This window comes from Dyella sp. KRB-257 (assembly GCF_049445995.1).
Lineage (GTDB): Bacteria > Pseudomonadota > Gammaproteobacteria > Xanthomonadales > Rhodanobacteraceae > Dyella_A.
The window spans coordinates 36,060-53,666 of record NZ_JBMSDZ010000018.1 but is presented as its reverse complement, the minus strand read 5'-3'; the positions used below and the strand labels follow the sequence as shown (position 1 = coordinate 53,666).

Below are 17,607 nucleotides of genomic sequence, written 5' to 3'. Positions count from 1 at the left end.
CCTACGGCCAGCCGATCGCCGCCGACAGCGCGAGCGAGTGCCACAAAGGCCACAGCGACCAGTTACCCGGCCCGCAGCCACGTCCAGGCTGCAGCGGCGTGCCCGCATGCGTCCCGGCGAGGCGAACACCTCCATCATCCCAAGCAGGAAGAAATCCGATGAAGAACACCAACCGCATGATCACCACCAGTGTCCTGGCGCTGGCGTTGCTGCTGCCGCTGGCCGCGTGCAGCCAGACCGACCAGACCGGCTCGAACAGCGCCGACAACGCAACCCAGGCCGTCAAGGAAGCCCAGGAACAGACCTCCCCCTCGATGATTTCCGCCGAGATCCACAAGGGCATCGAGCAGGCCAGGCAGGAACTGGCCACCAGGGACATCGACCTCAACAACGTTCACGTCGGCCACGGCGAGCACACCAAGCACAGCGACCTGCCCAAGGCCGTGATCACCCCGCAGGGCGACCTGGTGATCGCCGGCAAGACCGTGCCGGCCACGCCGGAGCAGCACACGATGCTGGTGAACTACCGCCAGCAGATCATCGGCATCGCCGAAGCCGGCATGGAGATCGGCGAGCACGGCGCGAACCTGGGCACCCAGGCCGCCAAGGAAGCGATCTGGGGCGCACTCACCGGCAAGAGCGACAAGCAGATCGAGGACCGCATCAAGCCGCAGACCGAGCAGATCAAGGCCGCCGCCGCCAAGCTCTGCCTGCGCCTGCCCGACATGCTCGCCTCGCAGCAGAAGCTCGCCGCGGCCATGCCGGAGTTTCGCCCCTACGCGACCATGACGCAGAAGGATGTGGATGACTGCGGCAAGGACATCGACTCGAACGGCAAGAAGGGCTTCGCCATTTTCTCCGACTGAGAGGCTGAGAAAAAATCGCCCGCCTACTGCGACCGTCGCCAAACGCCCGTGCCGGCGGCGCGCTGCGGGCCAATCCGGGTCATTTGGTTCACCAAACTCCCCGGATTGGCCCACAACGCACCTTGTCACGAACGCCTGGCGGCGCTCTCGCTACGGCGGTCGAATTTTTCTCAGCCTCTGAGCCTCGCCCCCGCCTTTCGTGAATATGGAGCGCACATGAGTCCGCGTAATCGAAGCGCACGGCTGGCCGGCCTGCTCTACCTGCTGGTAGTGCTGATCGCGCCATATCGCCTGATCTACGTGCCAACCGCCCTGTTTGTGAGCGGCGATGCAGCGGCCACCATCGCGAACATCGCGAGCCACGAGACGCTGTTCCGGTTCGGACTCGCCGCCGACCTCGTCTGCGGCGCATTGCAGGCCTTCATGGTACTGGTGCTCTTCCGCCTGCTCGGCAAGGTGCATCGGCAACATGGCATCGCCATGTTGTTGCTGGGCGGGGCGCTGGTGCCGGCGCTGTACTTCTTCAATGTACTCAACGACGCGGCCGTCCTGCTGCTGGTGGATAACGGCAAAGCGCTGGCCGCATTCGATCCGGCGCAACGCACGGCGCTGGCCATGCTGTTCCTGCAACTGCATGGACAGACCGTCAGTGCCGCCGAGACCTTGTGGGGACTGTGGCTGTTCCCGCTGGCGCTGCTGGTGCAGCGCTCCGGTTTCCTGCCGCGCCTGTTCGGCTACGGACTGATCCTCAACGGCCTGGCCTACGTGCTGCAGAGCCTTGCATGGGCGCTCTTGCCGGATTGGCAGGACCAGCTATCCGGCCTGCTCGGCCCGCTGCAGTTCGTCGAGGTGCTGTTCATGCTGTGGCTGCTGGTGCTGGGCGCACGCCCCGGCTTGCGGCAAGCGCGTGCGGCGCCCCCCGCACCGACTGGCGCGTGAGCGTCCCTTTCCATCGCAAACGGAGACCGACCTTGGACATCACCACCCGACCGCCGCTCGACCATTGGCGCGCGCCCGTGCAACTGAAGCTGGCCGCGCTGTGGACGTCGGTAATGTTCTGCTACATCTACGGCGATTTTCTCGGGCTTTACCGGCCCGGGGATATCAAAGGGATCCTGGCCGGAGAGGGGCTGCTTGGGCCGACCAGCCAGGGCTCGCTGCTTGCCGTGGCCATCCTGATTGCCGTGCCCGCTGTGATGATCTTCCTGTCGCTGGCGCTGCCGCCCAGACTGACTCGCTGGCTGAATATCCTCGTGGGCTTGCTGTTGACCGCAATCGTGCTGATGACCATTCCCGGATCATGGGCGTTCTACATTTTCCTCAGCGTCATCGAAGTGGTGCTGCAGTCACTGGCCGTCTGGTACGCGTGGCGTTGGCCGCGCAACGCCTCCGCTTCCTGAGCCAGGCACTGCGCGCGTATCGGTTTGAAACCTAGAGGTATTTTTCAGAATGCCGTAGCAGTATCCCGCCAGCGGATATATCCCGAACGCGGCGCTGAAGCGCCCGCAGGCGTTTTTCCGCGACCATCCACGAACAGGAGTTCAACGCATGTCCACCGCTTCGGAAAGCGCCACACAAATGCGCTATGCGCGCATCGCCGGCTTCGTATATCTGCTGCTGATCGTGTTGTTCATGGGTGGGCAGTTCCTGATTGGCCACGTCACCGGCAGCGGGACCTTCGCCGAGCGCACCGCCCATATCGTCGCTGGCTTGCCGCTCTATCGCGCGGCGCTCGTGGTGCAATTGCTGGCATCGGTATTCACGGTGCTGCTTGCGTATTCGCTGTACGTGGTGCTCAAACCCGTGGACGAGCACCTCGCTCGGCTGGCCCTGTATTTCAGGTTGGGCGAGGCCTTCGGCGGCTTGACCACGTTCGTCACGTTTGCAGCGCTTGCGCTGCGCACGGAGCCGGAATTCGCGCAATCCCTGGGCGCCTCGCAGGTAAAAACGCTGGTGGATCTGGCCCGCGCTGCGGACTTCGCATCTTTCAACATCAGCATCGTGTTCTTCAGCTTCGGCTCGACGCTGTTCTACCGGCTGTTCCTGCGCACGTCTTATCTGCCGCGCGCGCTCTCCGCGTTCGGCATGTTCGCCTCGGCGCTTACGTTCGTGGTGGCAGTCACCGGCCTGGTGATGCCGGCATGGGGCAACGCTTCGCAAGTCGGCTGGATACCGATCTTCATCGCCGAAATCGCGATCGGCATCCTGCTGATGGTTCGCGGTGCGCGGCCGGCACCGGCCACCACGATCGCCGGGTAGCCGAGCCGCGGCATGTCATCGGGTCATTACCCATGGATACCGCCCCTGGTCAGCGTCAGCGGATCGAGCAGTTTCTTCAGCTCGTCTTTCGACAGCCCGGTGGTTTCCAGCGCCACGTCCATGATCGGCCGCTGCTGCTTGTACGCCTGCTTCGCCGTGGCGGCACCCTTCTCGTAGCCGATCACCGGGTTCAGCGCGGTGACCAGGATCGGGTTCATCGCCAGCGCCTCGTTGACCCGCCTGGTGTTGACCTTGAAGCCGAGGATCGCCTTGTCCGCCAGCAGGCGCGACACGCTGGCCAGGATGCCGATCGACTGCAGCAGGTTGTACGCGATCACCGGCAGCATCACGTTGAGCTGGAAGTTGCCGGACTGTCCGGCCACGGTGATCGTGGCGTCGTTGCCGATCACCTGCGCGGCCACCATCGCGGCGGCCTCGGGGATCACCGGATTGACCTTGCCCGGCATGATCGAGGAGCCGGGCTGCAGTGCGGGCAGCTCGATCTCGCTTAAGCCCGCCAACGGGCCGGAATTCATCCAGCGCAGGTCGTTGGCGATCTTCATCAGCGCCACGGCGAGCGTTTTCAGCGCACCGGAAAGCTCCACCGCCGCGTCCTGCGCCGCCATGCCCTCGAAGTAGTTGGCCGCCGATTCGAACTTCACGCCGCTGAGCTTCTTCAGCTCCTTCGCCACCACCGCGCCGAACTTCGGATCGGCATTGATGCCGGTGCCCACCGCGGTGCCGCCCTGCGGCAGTCGGCGCATGCGCTGCAACGCATCCTCGATACGCTCGATCGCCGCGCCGACCTGCGCCGCCCAGCCGGAGAGCTCCTGGCCGAAGGTGATCGGCATCGCGTCCATCAGGTGCGTGCGGCCGGTCTTGGCGACGTTCTTCAGTTCCCGGGCGCGACGCTCGATGGTCTTCTTCAGGTGCTTCAGCGCCGGCAGCAGCTCTTCCGTGGCCATCAGCGTGGCGCTGACGTGGATCGCGGTGGGGATCACGTCGTTGGAGCTTTGCCCGTAGTTCACATGGTCGTTGGGGTGCACCTTGCTGCCGGCCTTGGCGGCCAGGTGCGCGATCACCTCGTTGGCATTCATGTTGGTGCTGGTGCCCGAGCCGGTCTGGAACACGTCGATCGGAAACTGGTCGTCGAACTGGCCGTCCGCCACCGCCAGCGCGGCCTTGCGGATCGCCGCCGCCTGCCCCTTCTTCAGATGGCCCAGCGCGAGATTCGCCTCGGCCGCCGCCGCCTTGATCAGCCCCAGCGCGCGGATGAAACCGCGCGGCAGCCGCAGCCCGGAAATCGGAAAGTTGTCGATCGCCCGCTGGGTCTGCGCGCCGTACAGCGCCTCTGCAGGTACCTTCAACTCGCCCATGCTGTCGTGCTCGATGCGAAAGCCGCTCATGACCATCTCCTGGGGAAAAGGGATTCAGTACAGGTGGGGTGCCGCCAGCCATGCGACAAGCCAGACCGTCCGGTCCGCTACGCGGATCCGATCACGCATGGCGCGGCGGTACATGCTCAGGCTTCGGCAGGGTCTTCGAGCCGGGCACGCCGCGCCGCCACCAAAGCCAGCGCCGACCAGTCCAGTGCTTCGCCGCCGTGGGCCAGCGCGTCGAGAAAGTTGTCGCGCAGCACGCCGGCGAACGGCATCGGCACACGCGTGGCCTCGCCGGCGTCCAGCGCCAGCCCCACGTCCTTCAGGCCCAGCGGCATGGCGAAGCCGGCCGGGCTGTAGCGCTCCTCGGCGATCAGCTTGCCGTAGCCCTGATAGGCCGGTGAAGCGAACAGCGTCGAGGTCATCATCTCGAGGAACTCCGCGGCGCCCACGCCGTGGGCACGGGTCAGCGCACAGGCTTCGGCCATCGATTCGATCGCCGCGGCGAGCATGAAATTGCCCGCGATCTTCACCACGTTGGCGCGCTCGGGCGCCTCGCCCATGGGCCAGATCTTCGCGCCCATCGCTTCGAGCAGCGGCCGCACCGTGTCCACCGCGGCCGGCTTGCCGGCCGCCACGATCTGCAGCCGGGCCGCCGCCGCGGCATCCGGCCGACCGAACACCGGCGCGGCGACGTAGTCGATCCCCCGCGCCGCATGCGCCTCGGCCAGCTCGCGTGCCAGCGCCACCGAGATGGTGGCGTGGTTCACATGCACGGTGCCGGGGTCCATCGCGTCCAGCAGGCCGCTGTCGAGGAACACGGCACGCACCGCCTGGTCGTTGGCCAGCATCGAGCACACCACCTCGCCGAGCACGGCGCGATCGGCCGTCCGGGCGACCTTCGCACCCAGCGAGGCCAGCGGCTCGGTTGCCGCCGCCGAGCGGTTCCACACCGTCACGCCGTGGCCGGCGGCAAGCAGGTTGCTCGCCATCGCACTGCCCATGGCACCCAGACCGATAAAGCCGACTTTCATGCGGATCTCCTTGCGAGGAATCAGCCACGCATGAAAGCACGCGATGCGTTCAGTCCCCGCGAAGCGCGGCCCGTGGCCGCGTCAGCCGGCCGCTTCGCCGGCCGCGTGGCCCGAGGCCCACGCCCACTGGAAGTTGTAGCCGCCCAGCCAGCCGGTGACGTCCACCACCTCACCGATGAAGTACAGCCCGGGCACGCGCCGGGACTCCATCGTGGTCGAGGAGAGCTCGTTGGTGTCCACCCCGCCCAGCGTGACCTCGGCGGTGCGATAGCCCTCGGTGCCGCTGGCCACGATCGGCCAGTCATGCAGCTGCTTGCCGATGTCGACCAGCTCGGCCTCGCGGTACTGGCGCATCGGCCGGCTCTCAAGCCACAGCTCGCACAGGCGCTGCGCCAGGCGCCTGGGCAGCAGCTCGCCGAGCACGGTCCTGAGTTCGGCGGCAGGGCGATCGGAGCGCTGGCCGATCAGCCAGTCGCCGGCATCGACCTCGGGCGACAGGTCGATGCGCAGGTCGTCGCCCGGCTGCCAGTAGCTGGAAATCTGCAGGATCGACGGCCCGCTGAGCCCACGATGGGTAAACAGCAGGCCGGCACGAAAGCCGCGCTTGCCGAGCTTGGCCTCGCTCACCGGCAGGGCCAGCCCGGCCAGATCCCGGTAGCGCTCCTGGTGCTTGCCGCTGAGCGTCAGCGGCACCAGTCCCGCACGGGTCGGCAGCACGCCGTGGCCGAACTGTTTGGCCAGTTCGTAGCCGAAGCCGGTGGCGCCCATGGCGGGAATCGACAGGCCGCCGGTAGCCACCACCAGCGCGGCGGCCTGCACCTCGCCCGTGGCGGTGGCCACGCGAAAGCCGCCCTCGACCTTGCGTACCCGGCTCACCGCGCAGCGGATGCGCACTTCCACGCCGGCCGCCGCGCACTCGTCCAGCAGCATGCGCACGATCAGCTTGGAGGACTCGTCGCAGAACAGCTGGCCGAGTTCCTTCTCGTGGTAGTCGATGCGGTGCTTCTCCACCAGCGCAATGAAATCCCGCGGCGTGTAGCGCGCCAGCGCCGACTTGGCGAAGTGCGGGTTGGCGCAGAGGAAGTTCGCCGGCGTGGTGCCCGTGTTGGTGAAATTGCAGCGCCCGCCGCCGGACATCAGGATCTTCTTGCCGGGCCGGTTGGCGTGATCGACCACCAGCACGCGCTTGCCGCGCTGGCCGGCGGTGATCGCGCACATCAGGCCCGCGGCGCCGGCGCCGATCACCAGCACGTCGACGTTCATGGGCGGTCGCTCGCGGGCTGGCTGGGGAGAAATCGGCGGCTGCGGCTGAATGCGGACATGAAGGCGCTGGATTCCAGCGTACGCTGGAATGACGGGTCGAGGGGACGGGCGAGGATTATCCCATGCGGCGACTGGCTTACACTGGCGATCCTCCCCTCACCGCCCGAGATGCTGCCATGCCCTCTTTCGACGTGGTTTCCGAAGTCGACAGGCACGAGCTCACCAATGCCGTGGACCAAGCCAACCGCGAGCTGACCACGCGGTTCGACTTCAAGGGCAGCAACGCGAAGTTCGAACTGGACGACCTGGTGATCACGGTGGCGGGCGCCAGCGAGTTCCAGCTCAAGCAGATGCGCGACATCCTCACCACGCGCCTGTCCACCCGCAGAATCGACCTGCGTGCGCTGGACATCGCCGATCCTGAAACCAACGTGGTCGGCTCGCGGCAGAAGATCACCGTGAAGCAAGGCATCGAGCAGCCGGCCGCGAAGAAGCTGATCGCCGCGTTGAAGGCGGCCAGGCTCAAGGTGGAAGCGCAGATCAACGGCGAGAAGCTGCGCGTCACCGGCAAGAAGCGCGACGACCTGCAGGCGGCGATGGCGTTGCTGCGCAACAGCGACGTCGACGTGCCGCTGCAGTTCGACAACTTCCGCGATTGAACCATCGCCCGGGCGGCGGTAAGGCGAGGAGTGAGTGAATAGAAGTGAGGAGTGAGAGAGAAGCCGCGGCGGGCATCGAATCGGGGCAAGCTCCCTCTCACTCCTCACTCCTACGCCTGCCCGGCGACGATGTTCACCGTCACGGCGATGATGAACACGTTGAAGAAGAACGCGATCACGCTGTGCAGCAGCACCATGCGGCGCAGCGTGCGGCTGCTGATCTGCACGTCGGAGACCTGGAAGGTCATGCCGATCACGATGGAGAAATAGGCGAAGTCCCAGTAGTCGGGCTCCTGCTTGCCGGGGAAGTCCAGCCCCTGGTGCTGGCTGCCGTAGTCGCCGTAGAAGCCGTGCGCGTAGTGCAGCGCGAACATCACGTTGATGAACAGCCACGCCAGCACGATGCTGAGTGCAGCCACCGCCAGGGTCAGCGCACCGCCGCTCGCGGCCGCATGCAGTTCGGTGCCCAGCGCCACCATCACCACCGTGGTCACGCCAATCGCGCTCCACAGGATGCCCCAGCGCCCGGCGTCCTGCCGACGCGCCTGTTCGCGCATGGTGGCCGTGGTTGCCCGGTCGAACAGCCGCCACGTGCCGCCGAGGAAGATCGCCGCGCCCGCATCGAAGCCCAGCAGCAGCGCCGGCGCCAGCGACATGCCGCCACCGACCAGTACGGCGCCGACCAGCACGAAGATCGCCGCGGACAGGCTGAGCCGCGGACGCGCGCGCAGCGAACGCCACGGCCGCCAGCGGCGCGGCAATGAAGTGGACTGGGATGAATCCGGCGGAAGGCTGGCGCTCATGCGATGGGTCCGGACGGCGACGTTGAGGGTCAGACGAGCAGATCGGCGACGTCTGCATGGCGCTGCGCCCACACCACCGCGTACGAGCAGGCCGGATCGACCTTCCAGCCGCGCTGGCGCGCCAGTGCAAACGCGGCCTGAACCAGCGCCGCGGCAATTCCGCGACCACCGACGGCGGCCGGCACGCCGGTGTGGTCGATGCTCATCACCGCGCCACCGGGGCCGCCCAGGCTGTAGTCCAGCTGGCAATGCTGGCCGTCGACGACGGTGTGGAAGCGGTGGGCAAGCTCGTCGTGCTGGATTTCGAAGGAGACAGTCATGCGGGGCGCTCCATGGCAAAGCGCAAGCATACGGCCTGCGGCATCAGCGTCGCGGTCGCAGGATTTCGCGTTTCATGAATGCCCCGGCGCGCACCATGGCGCGTCGAACCGGGCCGCCGCGGCCCGCCATGGTGAGGAGATTCCCCGATGAAGAAGTCCGCTTCCGCCCACTGGTCCGGTGACCTGCGCACCGGCACCGGCAGCATCTCCACCGAAACCGGCGTCCTGCGCGAGGCGCCCTACGGCTTCACTTCTCGCTTCGAGGACGGTCCCGGCACCAATCCGGAAGAACTCGTGGGCGCCGCCCACGCCGCCTGCTTCTCGATGGCACTGTCGCTGGGGTTGGGCGAAGCCGGGCTCACCGCCGACCGCATCGACACCAAGGCGGTGGTGACGCTGGACAAGGACGGCGACGGCTTCGCCATCACCGCGGTGCACCTCACCTGCAAGGCCGTAGTGCCGGGCGCCGATGCGGCCACCTTCGAGCGCATCGCGCAGGCGACCAGGGCCGGCTGCCCGGTGTCGAAGGTGCTCAAGGCCAACATCACGCTGGATGCCACGCTGGAATCGTGAGTTGCCGCGAGGTTTTGCTCAGGCCACCTGTCGCACGGTCTGGCGACGCGCCCGCACCGCCTCGGCCAGCCGCGCCAGCACGGTCACCGAGGCGTCCCAGTCGATGCAGCCGTCGGTGATGCTCTGGCCGTAGGTCAGCGGCTGGCCGGGCACGAGGTCCTGCCGACCGGCGACCAGATGGCTTTCCACCATCACGCCGATCACCCGCGACTCGCCGGCGGCGATCTGCGCGCCAACGTCGGCCAGCACGGCCGGCTGGTTCTCGGGCTTCTTTCCGCTGTTGGCGTGGCTGGCGTCGATCATCAGGCGCGGCGCGAGGCCGGCCTTGGCGATCGCGGCGCTGGCCGCCTCCACGCTGGCCGCGTCGTAGTTCGGCGCGCTGCCGCCGCGCAGGATCACGTGGCAGTCGCCGTTGCCGGCGGTGGCGGCGATGGCGGTGCGGCCGTCCTTGGTCACGGCCAGGAAATGGTGCGGCTGCGACGCCGCCTGCACCGCGTCCACGGCGATTTTCACATTGCCGTCGGTGCCGTTCTTGAAGCCCACCGGGCAGGACAGCCCCGACGCCAGCTCGCGATGCACCTGGCTTTCGGTGGTGCGCGCGCCGATCGCGCCCCAGCTCACCAGGTCGGCGATGTACTGCGGGGTGATCATGTCCAGGAACTCGCAGCCGGCCGGCACGCCCAGTTCGTTGATGCCGATCAGCAGGCCGCGCGCCAGGCGCAGGCCGCGGTCGATGCGGAAGCTGCCGTCCAGATCCGGATCGTTGATCAACCCCTTCCAGCCCACCGTGGTGCGCGGCTTCTCGAAGTACACGCGCATGATGATTTCCAGCGCATCGGCGTGCTTCTCGCGCTCGGCGGCAAGCCGCTGGGCGTACTCGATGGCGGCGCGGGTGTCGTGGATCGAGCATGGGCCGATCACCACGGCGAGGCGGTCGTCGCGGCCCTGCAGGATGGCGTGGAGTTTCTCGCGGGCGCGGCTGACCGTGCGATGCGCCGCATCAGGGCTGGCGCAGTCGCCGATCACTTCGGCGGGCGTGCTCAGGCGCTTGAGTTCACGGATGCGCAGGTCGTCGGTGGACGGATGCATGGGGCGGGGCTCCTCGGGGTTCGGGGTCCACGGCAGCCATGAAAAAAGCCGCCAGTGGTGGGCTGGCGGCTTTCAGGATTCGGTGGGATCGGTGTGTTGCCTACGATCGCGCCCCTGGCTCCGCCTGCGGCTTCGGATAGCCATAAAACCAGACGTAGGCGTGGAAGGTGCGGATCGACATGCAGCTATGGATAACACATCGCGCCGCCGATGCAAACGTCGAAAATGGCATAAGCCGCCGCGGCTCGCGCCTGCGCCGCCGACGCAGGTTGCCGCAGGCCCGCCGCCGCGGTGCGGCTGCCGCATGCGTGGCGGCTAAGATCGCGTGATGCCCACACCCCTGCACCTCGTCACGCGCCCGGCCCAGGCGGCGATCCGCCGCTGGGTGGTGGAGGCGTTTCCGCGCCACGGCGGTGGCGTGGTGGACTACGACGCGCCGGTGGGCGATCCGGGGTTGTTCGACCCGGACGGCGCCACCTGGCGCATCCACGCCGACTTCCCCGGCATGCTGGCCGGCGGCCTCGCCGCGCTGATGCTGCAGACCCTGCATCCGCTGGCCCTGGCCGGCGTGTGGGACCACTCCAACTTCCGCGAGGATCTGGTCGGTCGGCTGCGCCGCACCACCACCTTCGTCGGCGGCACCACCTACGCCCCGCGCGCCGCCGCCGAGGCGCTGATCGAACGCGTGCGGCATATCCACGACCAGGTGCGCGGCGTGGCGGAGGACGGCCGTCCATACCAGGCCAACGATCCGGCCCTGCTCACCTGGGTGCATGTCACCGAGGCGTACAGCTTCCTGCAGGGCTACCGCCGCTACAGCCACATCCGTCTGCCCGCGGGCGCGGCCGACCGCTACTACGACGAGTCGCGCCGCGTGGCCGAGGCGCTGGGCGCGCGCGAGGTGCCGCGCAGCGAAGCCGAGGTGCTGGCCTACTTCCGCCAGGTGCGCCCCACCCTCGCCTGGACCGGGCGCACCCGCGTGGTGCTGGAGGTGCTGGGCAACGTGCGCCTGCCGGTGCCGGCGGCGGGTCTGTCGCGCGACGTGTTCCTGCACGCCGGTGCCGCCCTGCTGCCGGAATGGGCGCTGCGGATGCTGCGCCGCACGCCGCTGCAGCGCGTGCAGGCGCGGATGGCCGCGCACGCGTTGTGGGCGGTGGCCCCGGTGTTCCGCGCTGCGCTCACCGACGGCATCGCCGCGCATGCCTGCCGCCGGCTGGGGCGCGATCCGCGCTCGCTGCATCGCTGGAATGCGCCGACAGGCTGCCAGGAGCGTGGGCCGTAGAAACTTTGGATAGCGAGATGGGGCTATCGCCATGGGATGCGTCTATCGGAGGGTGCGCATAGCCACACTATGCAAGCCCGACGAGAGGCGCAGCCTATGGATGAGAGCACAATCGCAGCCCAAAGATTTCTACGGCCCCCGCTCCTAGGCGACCACCTCGCCACCGGCCACGACCCGGTTGCGGCCCGCGCGCTTGGCGGCATACAGCGCCGCGTCGGCGCGGCGGCGCAGCGTGTTCATGTCCCACTCGCCGGACCCGGCCACCGCCGTGCCGATCGACACGGTCAGCCGCAGGCTCTCGCCGTCGATCTGCAGCACCTCGCGCTCGACGGAGCTGCGGATGCGCTCGCCGAGCAGGAGCACGCCTTCCGCATCGACCCCCGGCGAAAGCACCAGGAACTCCTCGCCACCGACGCGACCCACGACGTCGTCGGGACGCAGGATGCCCTGGATGCCGGTCACCAGCGATTGCAGCACCTTGTCGCCACCGTCGTGGCCGAAGCGGTCGTTGATGGCCTTGAAGTGGTCGACGTCCATCAGCAGCACGCCCACCGACCCGCGCCAGGCGCGCGCCTCGCGCAGCATGCGCTCAGAGACTTCGCTCATGGCGCGCCGATTGGCCACGCCGGTGAGCGGGTCGATGCGCGCCAGGTCGTGCAGCTCGCGGCGCAGGATCTCGTTGTAGAGCAACAGGAATCCGATGCTGGCCAGCAGCGGCTGCATGCCCGAAAGCAGGACGTAGAACACGTTCACCGGCGAAGGGGTGGCGATCTCGTCGGGTGGATTGGCGGCGAACCACAGCGCGCCGTTGCGCCACAGGACCAGCGCCAGCGCCAGCAGGTAGACCCACAGCAGCACGCAGCGTGCACGGTTGCCGCTGCTGTGACAGCCTCCCTGCAACGCCTCGATGTTGAGCAGCACGTTGGCGGCGATCGCCAGCGAGCCCCACAGCACACGCAGGCGGTAATCGGGATACACGATGCCCAGCCACACCACGCCGGCCCAGCCGAGCACGGCGATCGCCGTGGCCGCCTTGATGCGCAGCGGCTTGCCCAGCAGCATCCGGATGGATACCACCACCATCGCCTGCGCGAGCAGATTGAGGGCGTTGCCGCCCATCAGCAGGGTGGCCGGCGAAATGAACGCCTGCAGCGCCAGCACCGCGTAGCCCGCCGCCTCGATGCCCAGCGCGAGCGCGCGCAGGCGGATCGCCATGAGGGTGGGCCCGTTGTCGCCGTGGGTGCCGGCCCACAGCATCAGGCCCAGGGCCAGGACCTGCACCGCATTGATCAGCGACAGCGTTTCGATCTGAACCGGCATCCTCTCCCCCTCGACCGATCTTCACGGGCGTGACGTGCTGCCCGCTCCGTGCGCTGCCCTGGCGGCCTGCGCATGGTAACCGCCACGCCCGCGCTGCGCGAAGCGGCGTGCGCGCAACACGCGCCGGATCGCGGCTGACGGGCGAATACCCGCCGTTGACAGCCCGCGGGGTTTCGCTACTTTCGCCGTAGGAAAACTCGCCGGACGCTGGATGGCCACCCTCATTCCCACCCGCAACAGCTGCCTGCCGCGCATGACCAGCGGCGAGAAACGCGTCTCGGAACGACTCGAACAGAAGCTCGAAGACGACTACCTGATCTGGTACGACGTGCCGGTGGGCCCGAAGCAGCGCCACCCCGACTTCGTCATCGTGCACCCGCGCCGTGGCCTGCTGGTGCTGGAGGTGAAGGACTGGAAGGCCGAGACCGTCCTGCAGGCCGACAGCACCCAGTTCACCCTGATCACCGACCGCGGCACGGTGAAGGAGAACAACCCGCTGCTGCAGGCGCGCGCCTTTGCGCTGGAAGTGGGCGTGGTGCTGCAGCGCGACCCGGCGCTGCATTTTCCGCCCGGCCATCGCCACGCCGGCAAGCTGGTGATGCCGTGGGGCTGGGGCGTGGTGCTGGCCAACATCAGCCGCAAGCAGTTCGACGAGGCCGGACTGGAGGCGGTGATGCCGCCGCACCTGGTGATCTGCCGCGACGAGATCTACGAGACGGTGGAGGCCGAAGCGTTCCAGGAGCGGCTGTGGGCGATGTTCCCGCAGGTGTTTCCGGTGGCGCTCACCCTGCCGCAGATCGACCGGGTGCGCTGGCACCTGTTCCCCGAACTGCGGGTGGACCCCGCCGCGGGCCAGTTCGGCCTGTTCCCGGCCGCCGACGCGCCGGCCAAGGCGATCGAGATCCCCGAGCTGATCAAGGTGATGGACGCCCAGCAGGAGCAGCTGGCGCGCTCGCTGGGCGACGGCCACCGGCTGATCCACGGCGTGGCCGGCTCGGGCAAGACGATGATCCTCGGCTTCCGCGCGCTGCAGCTGGCGCGGATGATGGCCAAGCCCATTCTGGTGCTCTGCTACAACAAGACGCTCGCCTCGCGGCTGGATCAACTGGTGGGCGAGCGCGGCCTGGCCGACAAGGTCAGCGTGCGCAACTTCCACGCCTGGTGCCGGCAGATGCTGGTGACCTACCACGTCGACCTGCCGGAAAAAGGCAGCGAGAACTTCTTCGCGCAGATGGTGGAGCGGGTGATGACGGGCGTGGAGCGCGAGCAGATCCCGCGCTTCCAGTACGGCGCGGTGCTGGTCGACGAGGGCCACGACTTCGAGCCGGACTGGTACAAGCTGATCGTGCAGATGGTCGACCCCAGCACCAACTCGCTGCTGGTGCTGTACGACGACGCGCAGAACATCTACGGCAAGAGCGACCGGCGCAAGTTCACCTGGAAGGAACTGGGCGTGCAGGCGCAGGGCCGCACCACCATCCTCAAGCTCAACTACCGCAACACGCTGGAGATCCTCTCCGTCGCCCGCGGCTTTGCCAGCGACCTGCTGATCGAGCGCGCCGGCGAGGACGACGGCGTGCCGCTGATCGCGCCGGAGAGCGCCGGCCGCCGCGGCGCGGTGCCGGAGCTGATCCGCACCGACACCGCCGCCGCGCAGCTCACCGTGCTGATCCAGTGCATCCGCGACGAGGCCGCCAATGGCCGGCGGCTGTCGGACATGGTGGTGATCTTCCGCAACCAGTGGGAGGGCGAGAAGCTGCACGAGGCGCTCAAGCGCGAAGGCATCGCCAGCCGCCTGGCCGAAGGCGACGCCAAGCGCACGCTGTTCCTGGTGGAGGATGCGGTGAAGCTGGTGACCATGCATTCCAGCAAGGGTCTGGAATTCCCGTTCGTGATCATCCCGGGCCTGGGCTCGCTGCCCAAGCCGGGCAAGGACGAGACCGAGGAGGCGCGCCTGCTCTACGTGGCGATGACCCGCGCCACCGAACGGCTGGTGCTGATCCACCACGAGGATTCGGTCTTCAGCCAGCGCATCCGCCACGCCATCAACGACGTGCAGGGACAGTTGGAGGCGCTGGCGTGAGTGGAACGTCTGGCACCCGCGATTCCGCAAGGGTTAGGCGCCGCGCCCGAACAGATGGGGGCGCTTCCCGACATCGGGACCGAAAATCCGCTTTTGGCCGGTCCAGGGCCAAGGTGAATGACCGGCTGCCGCCGTTGAAAAAGCGCCTCCCGCTTTCGCGGGAATGACGTCGGATTCTTCTGGCGGTTCCGGAAGCGCCGCGGAATTGAGTATTTTGCTCGTCATTCCCGCGAAAGCGGGAATCCACCATGACCTTGCCTTGCCTTCGATCCCATGACCAACCTGCTCTCCCCCGACACCCTCGCCCCGCAGCCGCTCGACCACGCGCATGCGCTGGACGCGCGCTACTACGTCGACCCCCGCATGCCGGTGATCGACGCCGCCGCCGTGTTCGCCCGAAGCTGGCAGCTGGTCTGCCACCAGTCGGAGATTGCCGGAGTCGGCGACCATCGCGTGACCAGCATCGCGGGCCTGCCGTTGCTGGTGGTGTGCAGCGACGCGGCCACCATCCGCGCCTTCCACAATGTCTGCCGCCACCGCGCCGGCCCGGTCGCCAGCTGCGACGGCAAGGGCGCCACCGCGCTGCGCTGTCGCTACCACGGCTGGACCTACGGCCTGGACGGCGTGCTGCGCGGCGCGCCGGAAATGGGCCGCACGCCCGACTTCGACCCGGCGCGGATCCGCCTGCCCGAAGTGCGCGTGCAGGTGTGGCAGGGGCTGGTGTTCGTGGCCACCGGCGAAGCGCCGCCGTTCGACGAATTCGTGCACGGCATCGACGCGCGGCTGGGCGCCGGACGCGGGATGGACGGCTTCGTCTTCCACCACCGCGCCAGCTGGGAAGTGGCCTGCAACTGGAAGGTGTACGTGGACAACTACCTGGAGGGCTACCACGTGCCGCATATCCATCCCGGCCTCAACAGCGTGCTGGACTACCGCAGCTACGTCACCGAGACGGCGCCGTGGTACTCGTTCCAGTTCAGCCCGCTGGAAAGCGCCGACGAGCTCTACGGCAGCGGCGAGGCGCTGTACTACTTCCTCTACCCCAACACCATGCTCAACATCCTGCCGGGCCGGCTGCAGACCAACCGCGTGCTGCCGCTGGGCGTGGACCGCTGCCGGGTGGAGTTCGACTTCTACTACGCGCCCGGCAGCGGCGAGGCCGCGATGGCGCGCCGCGCCCGGGACGTCGCCTTCAGCGACCAGGTACAGGACGAGGACGTGACCATCTGCGAGGACGTGCAGCGCGGGCTCGCCTGCGGCTCGTACAGCGCCGGGCGGCTCAACCCGCTGCGCGAGAACGCGGTGCACCACTTCCACGAGATCCTGCGCCGCGCCTACCGCGCCGTCGGCAGCGACGCGTGACAGACCGTCGCCGCCCGCTCGGCCAGGCGGCGCTGGTCGCCCTGGTGGTGGGCAACATGATCGGCTCGGGCGTGTTCCTGCTGCCCGCCACGCTCGCGCCCTACGGCGCGGCCAGCCTGCTCGGCTGGGCGATCACGCTGGGCGGCGCCCTGGCACTGGCGGTGGTCTACGCGTGGCTGGCCCGGGCCGTGCCCAATCACGGCGGTGCCTACGGTTATGCCCATCGCGCCTTTGGCGACGGCGCCGGATTCACCGTGGCGTGGAGTTACTGGGTGTGCACCTGGAGCGCCAATGCGGCGATCGCGGTGGCCTTCGCCGGCAGCCTGGGCGCGCTGTGGCCGCCGGCCACCGCCACGCCGCTGCGCGGCGCCACCTGCGCGCTGGGCGCGCTGTGGCTGTGCACCGCAATCAATCTGGCCGGCGTGCGCGAGGCGGCCCGGGTGCAGTTGTTCACCACGCTGCTGAAGCTGGTGCCGCTGCTGCTGTTCGGCGTGCTCGGCCTGGCCTCGGTGCGGCTGGCAGCATTCCATCCGTTCAATCCCAGCGGCTTGCCGCTGGTGGGCGTGACCAGTGCGACGGCCGCGCTCACGCTGTGGGCCATGCTCGGTTTCGAGGCGGCTACGGTACCCACCGGCGTGGTGCGGGATCCGGCGCGCACGGTACCCCGCGCCACCGTGGCCGGCATGCTGATCGCCGGCGTCGCCACCATGCTGGCCTGCACGGTGGTGATCGGGCTGCTGCCCGGCGAACGGCTGGCCCACTCGGCGGCCCCGATGATCGAGGCGGCGAGCCAGACCTGGGGGCCGCTGGCCGGCACGGCGCTGGCGGCGGTCGCCGTGGTGTCGTGCTTCGGCGCGCTCAACGGCTGGGTGCTGCTGCAGGCGCAGACGCCGCTTCCGGCCGCACGCGACGGCCTGTTTCCCGCCGCGTTCGCGCGCGTCGACGCGCGCGGTACGCCGGTGTTCGGCCTGCTGGCGAGCAGCGTGCTGGCGAGCGTGCTGATCGCCGCCAACTTCACCCGCAGCCTGGTCGTGCTGTTCACGTTCTCGATCCTGCTGTCCACCGCCACCACTCTGTTGCCTTACCTGATGAGCGTGCTGGGCTGGTGGCGCATCGAGCGCACTGCCGGCATCGCGCGCAGGCTGGTGGCGGCCACCGCGCTCGCCTACGCGGCGTGGGCGCTGGTCGGCACCGGACTGGAGTCGCTGGGCTGGGGCGCGGTGCTGGTGGCGATGGGCTGGCCGGTGTACCGCTGGCAGCGCCGCCGGCAGTGAGCCGCGCACCGTCTCGCTTGCCTCGCGCGCGAACGACCCCA

At 68.4% G+C, this 17,607-nt stretch carries 17 protein-coding genes; 10 read left to right on the top strand and 7 right to left on the bottom strand.

Annotation, left to right across the window (positions count from 1 at the left end; genetic code table 11):
- The first annotated feature begins 158 nt into the window (after nucleotides 1-158).
- The 4 genes from ACO2Q2_RS13550 (at nucleotide 159) to ACO2Q2_RS13535 (ending at nucleotide 3,125) form a co-directional block, all read left to right on the top strand.
- Complete coding sequence (locus tag ACO2Q2_RS13550) at nucleotides 159-866, top strand: hypothetical protein (protein WP_423256316.1); 708 nt, start codon at nucleotides 159-161, stop codon at nucleotides 864-866.
- Nucleotides 867-1,082: 216 nt separating this feature from the next.
- The gene (locus ACO2Q2_RS13545) at nucleotides 1,083-1,805 is read left to right on the top strand and encodes a DUF4386 domain-containing protein (RefSeq protein WP_423256315.1); all 723 of its coding nucleotides are present in this window, start codon (nucleotides 1,083-1,085) and stop codon (nucleotides 1,803-1,805) included.
- A gap of 32 nt (nucleotides 1,806-1,837) precedes the next feature.
- A complete protein-coding gene (locus ACO2Q2_RS13540) occupies nucleotides 1,838-2,266 on the top strand; it encodes a DUF6326 family protein (protein ID WP_423256314.1) in 429 nt (142 codons plus the stop codon).
- 148 nt (nucleotides 2,267-2,414) lie between these two features.
- The gene (locus ACO2Q2_RS13535; protein WP_423256313.1) at nucleotides 2,415-3,125 is read left to right on the top strand and encodes a DUF4386 domain-containing protein; all 711 of its coding nucleotides are present in this window, start codon (nucleotides 2,415-2,417) and stop codon (nucleotides 3,123-3,125) included.
- 26 nt (nucleotides 3,126-3,151) lie between these two features.
- Here ACO2Q2_RS13535 and ACO2Q2_RS13530 read toward each other — a convergent pair whose 3' ends face one another.
- The 3 genes from ACO2Q2_RS13530 to ACO2Q2_RS13520 all read right to left on the bottom strand — a co-directional run bounded on the left by ACO2Q2_RS13530 (nucleotide 3,152) and on the right by ACO2Q2_RS13520 (nucleotide 6,801).
- On the bottom strand, nucleotides 3,152-4,531 hold the full coding sequence (locus ACO2Q2_RS13530) for a class II fumarate hydratase (protein ID WP_423256312.1): 1,380 nt from the start codon (nucleotides 4,529-4,531) through the stop codon (nucleotides 3,152-3,154).
- A 116-nt stretch (nucleotides 4,532-4,647) separates the two neighbouring features.
- On the bottom strand, nucleotides 4,648-5,538 hold the full coding sequence (locus tag ACO2Q2_RS13525) for an NAD(P)-dependent oxidoreductase (protein ID WP_423256311.1): 891 nt from the start codon (nucleotides 5,536-5,538) through the stop codon (nucleotides 4,648-4,650).
- A gap of 81 nt (nucleotides 5,539-5,619) precedes the next feature.
- Nucleotides 5,620-6,801 (bottom strand): NAD(P)/FAD-dependent oxidoreductase, encoded by a 1,182-nt coding sequence (locus tag ACO2Q2_RS13520; protein ID WP_423256310.1) that lies wholly within the window; start codon nucleotides 6,799-6,801, stop codon nucleotides 5,620-5,622.
- A gap of 176 nt (nucleotides 6,802-6,977) precedes the next feature.
- On the opposite strand from ACO2Q2_RS13520, the gene ACO2Q2_RS13515 reads away from it, so the two are divergent.
- Nucleotides 6,978-7,460 carry a YajQ family cyclic di-GMP-binding protein gene (locus ACO2Q2_RS13515; RefSeq protein ID WP_423256309.1) on the top strand — a complete coding sequence of 161 codons (483 nt, stop codon included), beginning with the start codon at nucleotides 6,978-6,980 and terminating at the stop codon, nucleotides 7,458-7,460.
- Nucleotides 7,461-7,570: 110 nt separating this feature from the next.
- Here ACO2Q2_RS13515 and ACO2Q2_RS13510 read toward each other — a convergent pair whose 3' ends face one another.
- Both ACO2Q2_RS13510 and ACO2Q2_RS13505 read right to left on the bottom strand, forming a co-directional pair.
- On the bottom strand, nucleotides 7,571-8,263 hold the full coding sequence (locus tag ACO2Q2_RS13510; protein ID WP_423256308.1) for a DUF1345 domain-containing protein: 693 nt from the start codon (nucleotides 8,261-8,263) through the stop codon (nucleotides 7,571-7,573).
- 29 nt (nucleotides 8,264-8,292) lie between these two features.
- Nucleotides 8,293-8,583: a GNAT family N-acetyltransferase gene (locus tag ACO2Q2_RS13505; protein WP_423256307.1), complete on the bottom strand. Its 291-nt coding sequence runs from the start codon at nucleotides 8,581-8,583 to the stop codon at nucleotides 8,293-8,295.
- Nucleotides 8,584-8,730: 147 nt separating this feature from the next.
- Here ACO2Q2_RS13505 and ACO2Q2_RS13500 point away from each other — a divergent pair, with 147 nt between their 5' ends.
- Complete coding sequence (locus ACO2Q2_RS13500) at nucleotides 8,731-9,156, top strand: OsmC family protein (protein WP_423256306.1); 426 nt, start codon at nucleotides 8,731-8,733, stop codon at nucleotides 9,154-9,156.
- 18 nt (nucleotides 9,157-9,174) lie between these two features.
- On the opposite strand, the gene ACO2Q2_RS13495 is transcribed toward ACO2Q2_RS13500, so the two are convergent.
- On the bottom strand, nucleotides 9,175-10,245 hold the full coding sequence (locus ACO2Q2_RS13495; protein ID WP_423256305.1) for a 3-deoxy-7-phosphoheptulonate synthase: 1,071 nt from the start codon (nucleotides 10,243-10,245) through the stop codon (nucleotides 9,175-9,177).
- Between the two features lie 328 nt (nucleotides 10,246-10,573).
- Here ACO2Q2_RS13495 and ACO2Q2_RS13490 point away from each other — a divergent pair, with 328 nt between their 5' ends.
- The gene (locus ACO2Q2_RS13490) at nucleotides 10,574-11,527 is read left to right on the top strand and encodes an oxygenase MpaB family protein (RefSeq protein ID WP_423256304.1); all 954 of its coding nucleotides are present in this window, start codon (nucleotides 10,574-10,576) and stop codon (nucleotides 11,525-11,527) included.
- A gap of 144 nt (nucleotides 11,528-11,671) precedes the next feature.
- Here ACO2Q2_RS13490 and ACO2Q2_RS13485 read toward each other — a convergent pair whose 3' ends face one another.
- A complete protein-coding gene (locus ACO2Q2_RS13485; protein ID WP_423256303.1) occupies nucleotides 11,672-12,847 on the bottom strand; it encodes a GGDEF domain-containing protein in 1,176 nt (391 codons plus the stop codon).
- Nucleotides 12,848-13,058: 211 nt separating this feature from the next.
- On the opposite strand from ACO2Q2_RS13485, the gene ACO2Q2_RS13480 reads away from it, so the two are divergent.
- From ACO2Q2_RS13480 to ACO2Q2_RS13470, 3 genes are all read left to right on the top strand, one after another.
- Complete coding sequence (locus tag ACO2Q2_RS13480) at nucleotides 13,059-14,930, top strand: 3'-5' exonuclease (RefSeq protein ID WP_423256302.1); 1,872 nt, start codon at nucleotides 13,059-13,061, stop codon at nucleotides 14,928-14,930.
- A 273-nt stretch (nucleotides 14,931-15,203) separates the two neighbouring features.
- Nucleotides 15,204-16,292, top strand: a complete 1,089-nt coding sequence (locus ACO2Q2_RS13475) for an aromatic ring-hydroxylating oxygenase subunit alpha (RefSeq protein WP_423256301.1) — start codon at nucleotides 15,204-15,206, stop codon at nucleotides 16,290-16,292.
- Nucleotides 16,289-17,566, top strand: a complete 1,278-nt coding sequence (locus ACO2Q2_RS13470; protein WP_423256300.1) for an amino acid permease — start codon at nucleotides 16,289-16,291, stop codon at nucleotides 17,564-17,566. The genes ACO2Q2_RS13475 and ACO2Q2_RS13470 overlap by 4 nt, the downstream gene beginning before the upstream one ends.
- The last annotated feature ends 41 nt before the right edge of the window (nucleotides 17,567-17,607 follow it).

What these genes read in the sequence shown, in the direction of transcription:
- ACO2Q2_RS13490 (WP_423256304.1), top strand. Translation starts at nt 10,574, where the DNA reads ATGCCCACACCCCTGCACCTCGTCACGCGCCCGGCCCAGGCGGCGATC.
- ACO2Q2_RS13500 (WP_423256306.1), top strand. Translation starts at nt 8,731, where the DNA reads ATGAAGAAGTCCGCTTCCGCCCACTGGTCCGGTGACCTGCGCACCGGC.
- ACO2Q2_RS13505 (WP_423256307.1), bottom strand. Translation starts at nt 8,583, where the DNA reads ATGACTGTCTCCTTCGAAATCCAGCACGACGAGCTTGCCCACCGCTTC.
- ACO2Q2_RS13515 (WP_423256309.1), top strand. Translation starts at nt 6,978, where the DNA reads ATGCCCTCTTTCGACGTGGTTTCCGAAGTCGACAGGCACGAGCTCACC.
- ACO2Q2_RS13525 (WP_423256311.1), bottom strand. Translation starts at nt 5,538, where the DNA reads ATGAAAGTCGGCTTTATCGGTCTGGGTGCCATGGGCAGTGCGATGGCG.
- ACO2Q2_RS13520 (WP_423256310.1), bottom strand. Translation starts at nt 6,801, where the DNA reads ATGAACGTCGACGTGCTGGTGATCGGCGCCGGCGCCGCGGGCCTGATG.
- ACO2Q2_RS13510 (WP_423256308.1), bottom strand. Translation starts at nt 8,263, where the DNA reads ATGAGCGCCAGCCTTCCGCCGGATTCATCCCAGTCCACTTCATTGCCG.
- ACO2Q2_RS13485 (WP_423256303.1), bottom strand. Translation starts at nt 12,847, where the DNA reads ATGCCGGTTCAGATCGAAACGCTGTCGCTGATCAATGCGGTGCAGGTC.
- ACO2Q2_RS13545 (WP_423256315.1), top strand. Translation starts at nt 1,083, where the DNA reads ATGAGTCCGCGTAATCGAAGCGCACGGCTGGCCGGCCTGCTCTACCTG.
- ACO2Q2_RS13550 (WP_423256316.1), top strand. Translation starts at nt 159, where the DNA reads ATGAAGAACACCAACCGCATGATCACCACCAGTGTCCTGGCGCTGGCG.
- ACO2Q2_RS13495 (WP_423256305.1), bottom strand. Translation starts at nt 10,245, where the DNA reads ATGCATCCGTCCACCGACGACCTGCGCATCCGTGAACTCAAGCGCCTG.
- ACO2Q2_RS13475 (WP_423256301.1), top strand. Translation starts at nt 15,204, where the DNA reads ATGACCAACCTGCTCTCCCCCGACACCCTCGCCCCGCAGCCGCTCGAC.
- ACO2Q2_RS13535 (WP_423256313.1), top strand. Translation starts at nt 2,415, where the DNA reads ATGTCCACCGCTTCGGAAAGCGCCACACAAATGCGCTATGCGCGCATC.
- ACO2Q2_RS13530 (WP_423256312.1), bottom strand. Translation starts at nt 4,531, where the DNA reads ATGAGCGGCTTTCGCATCGAGCACGACAGCATGGGCGAGTTGAAGGTA.
- ACO2Q2_RS13480 (WP_423256302.1), top strand. Translation starts at nt 13,059, where the DNA reads ATGGCCACCCTCATTCCCACCCGCAACAGCTGCCTGCCGCGCATGACC.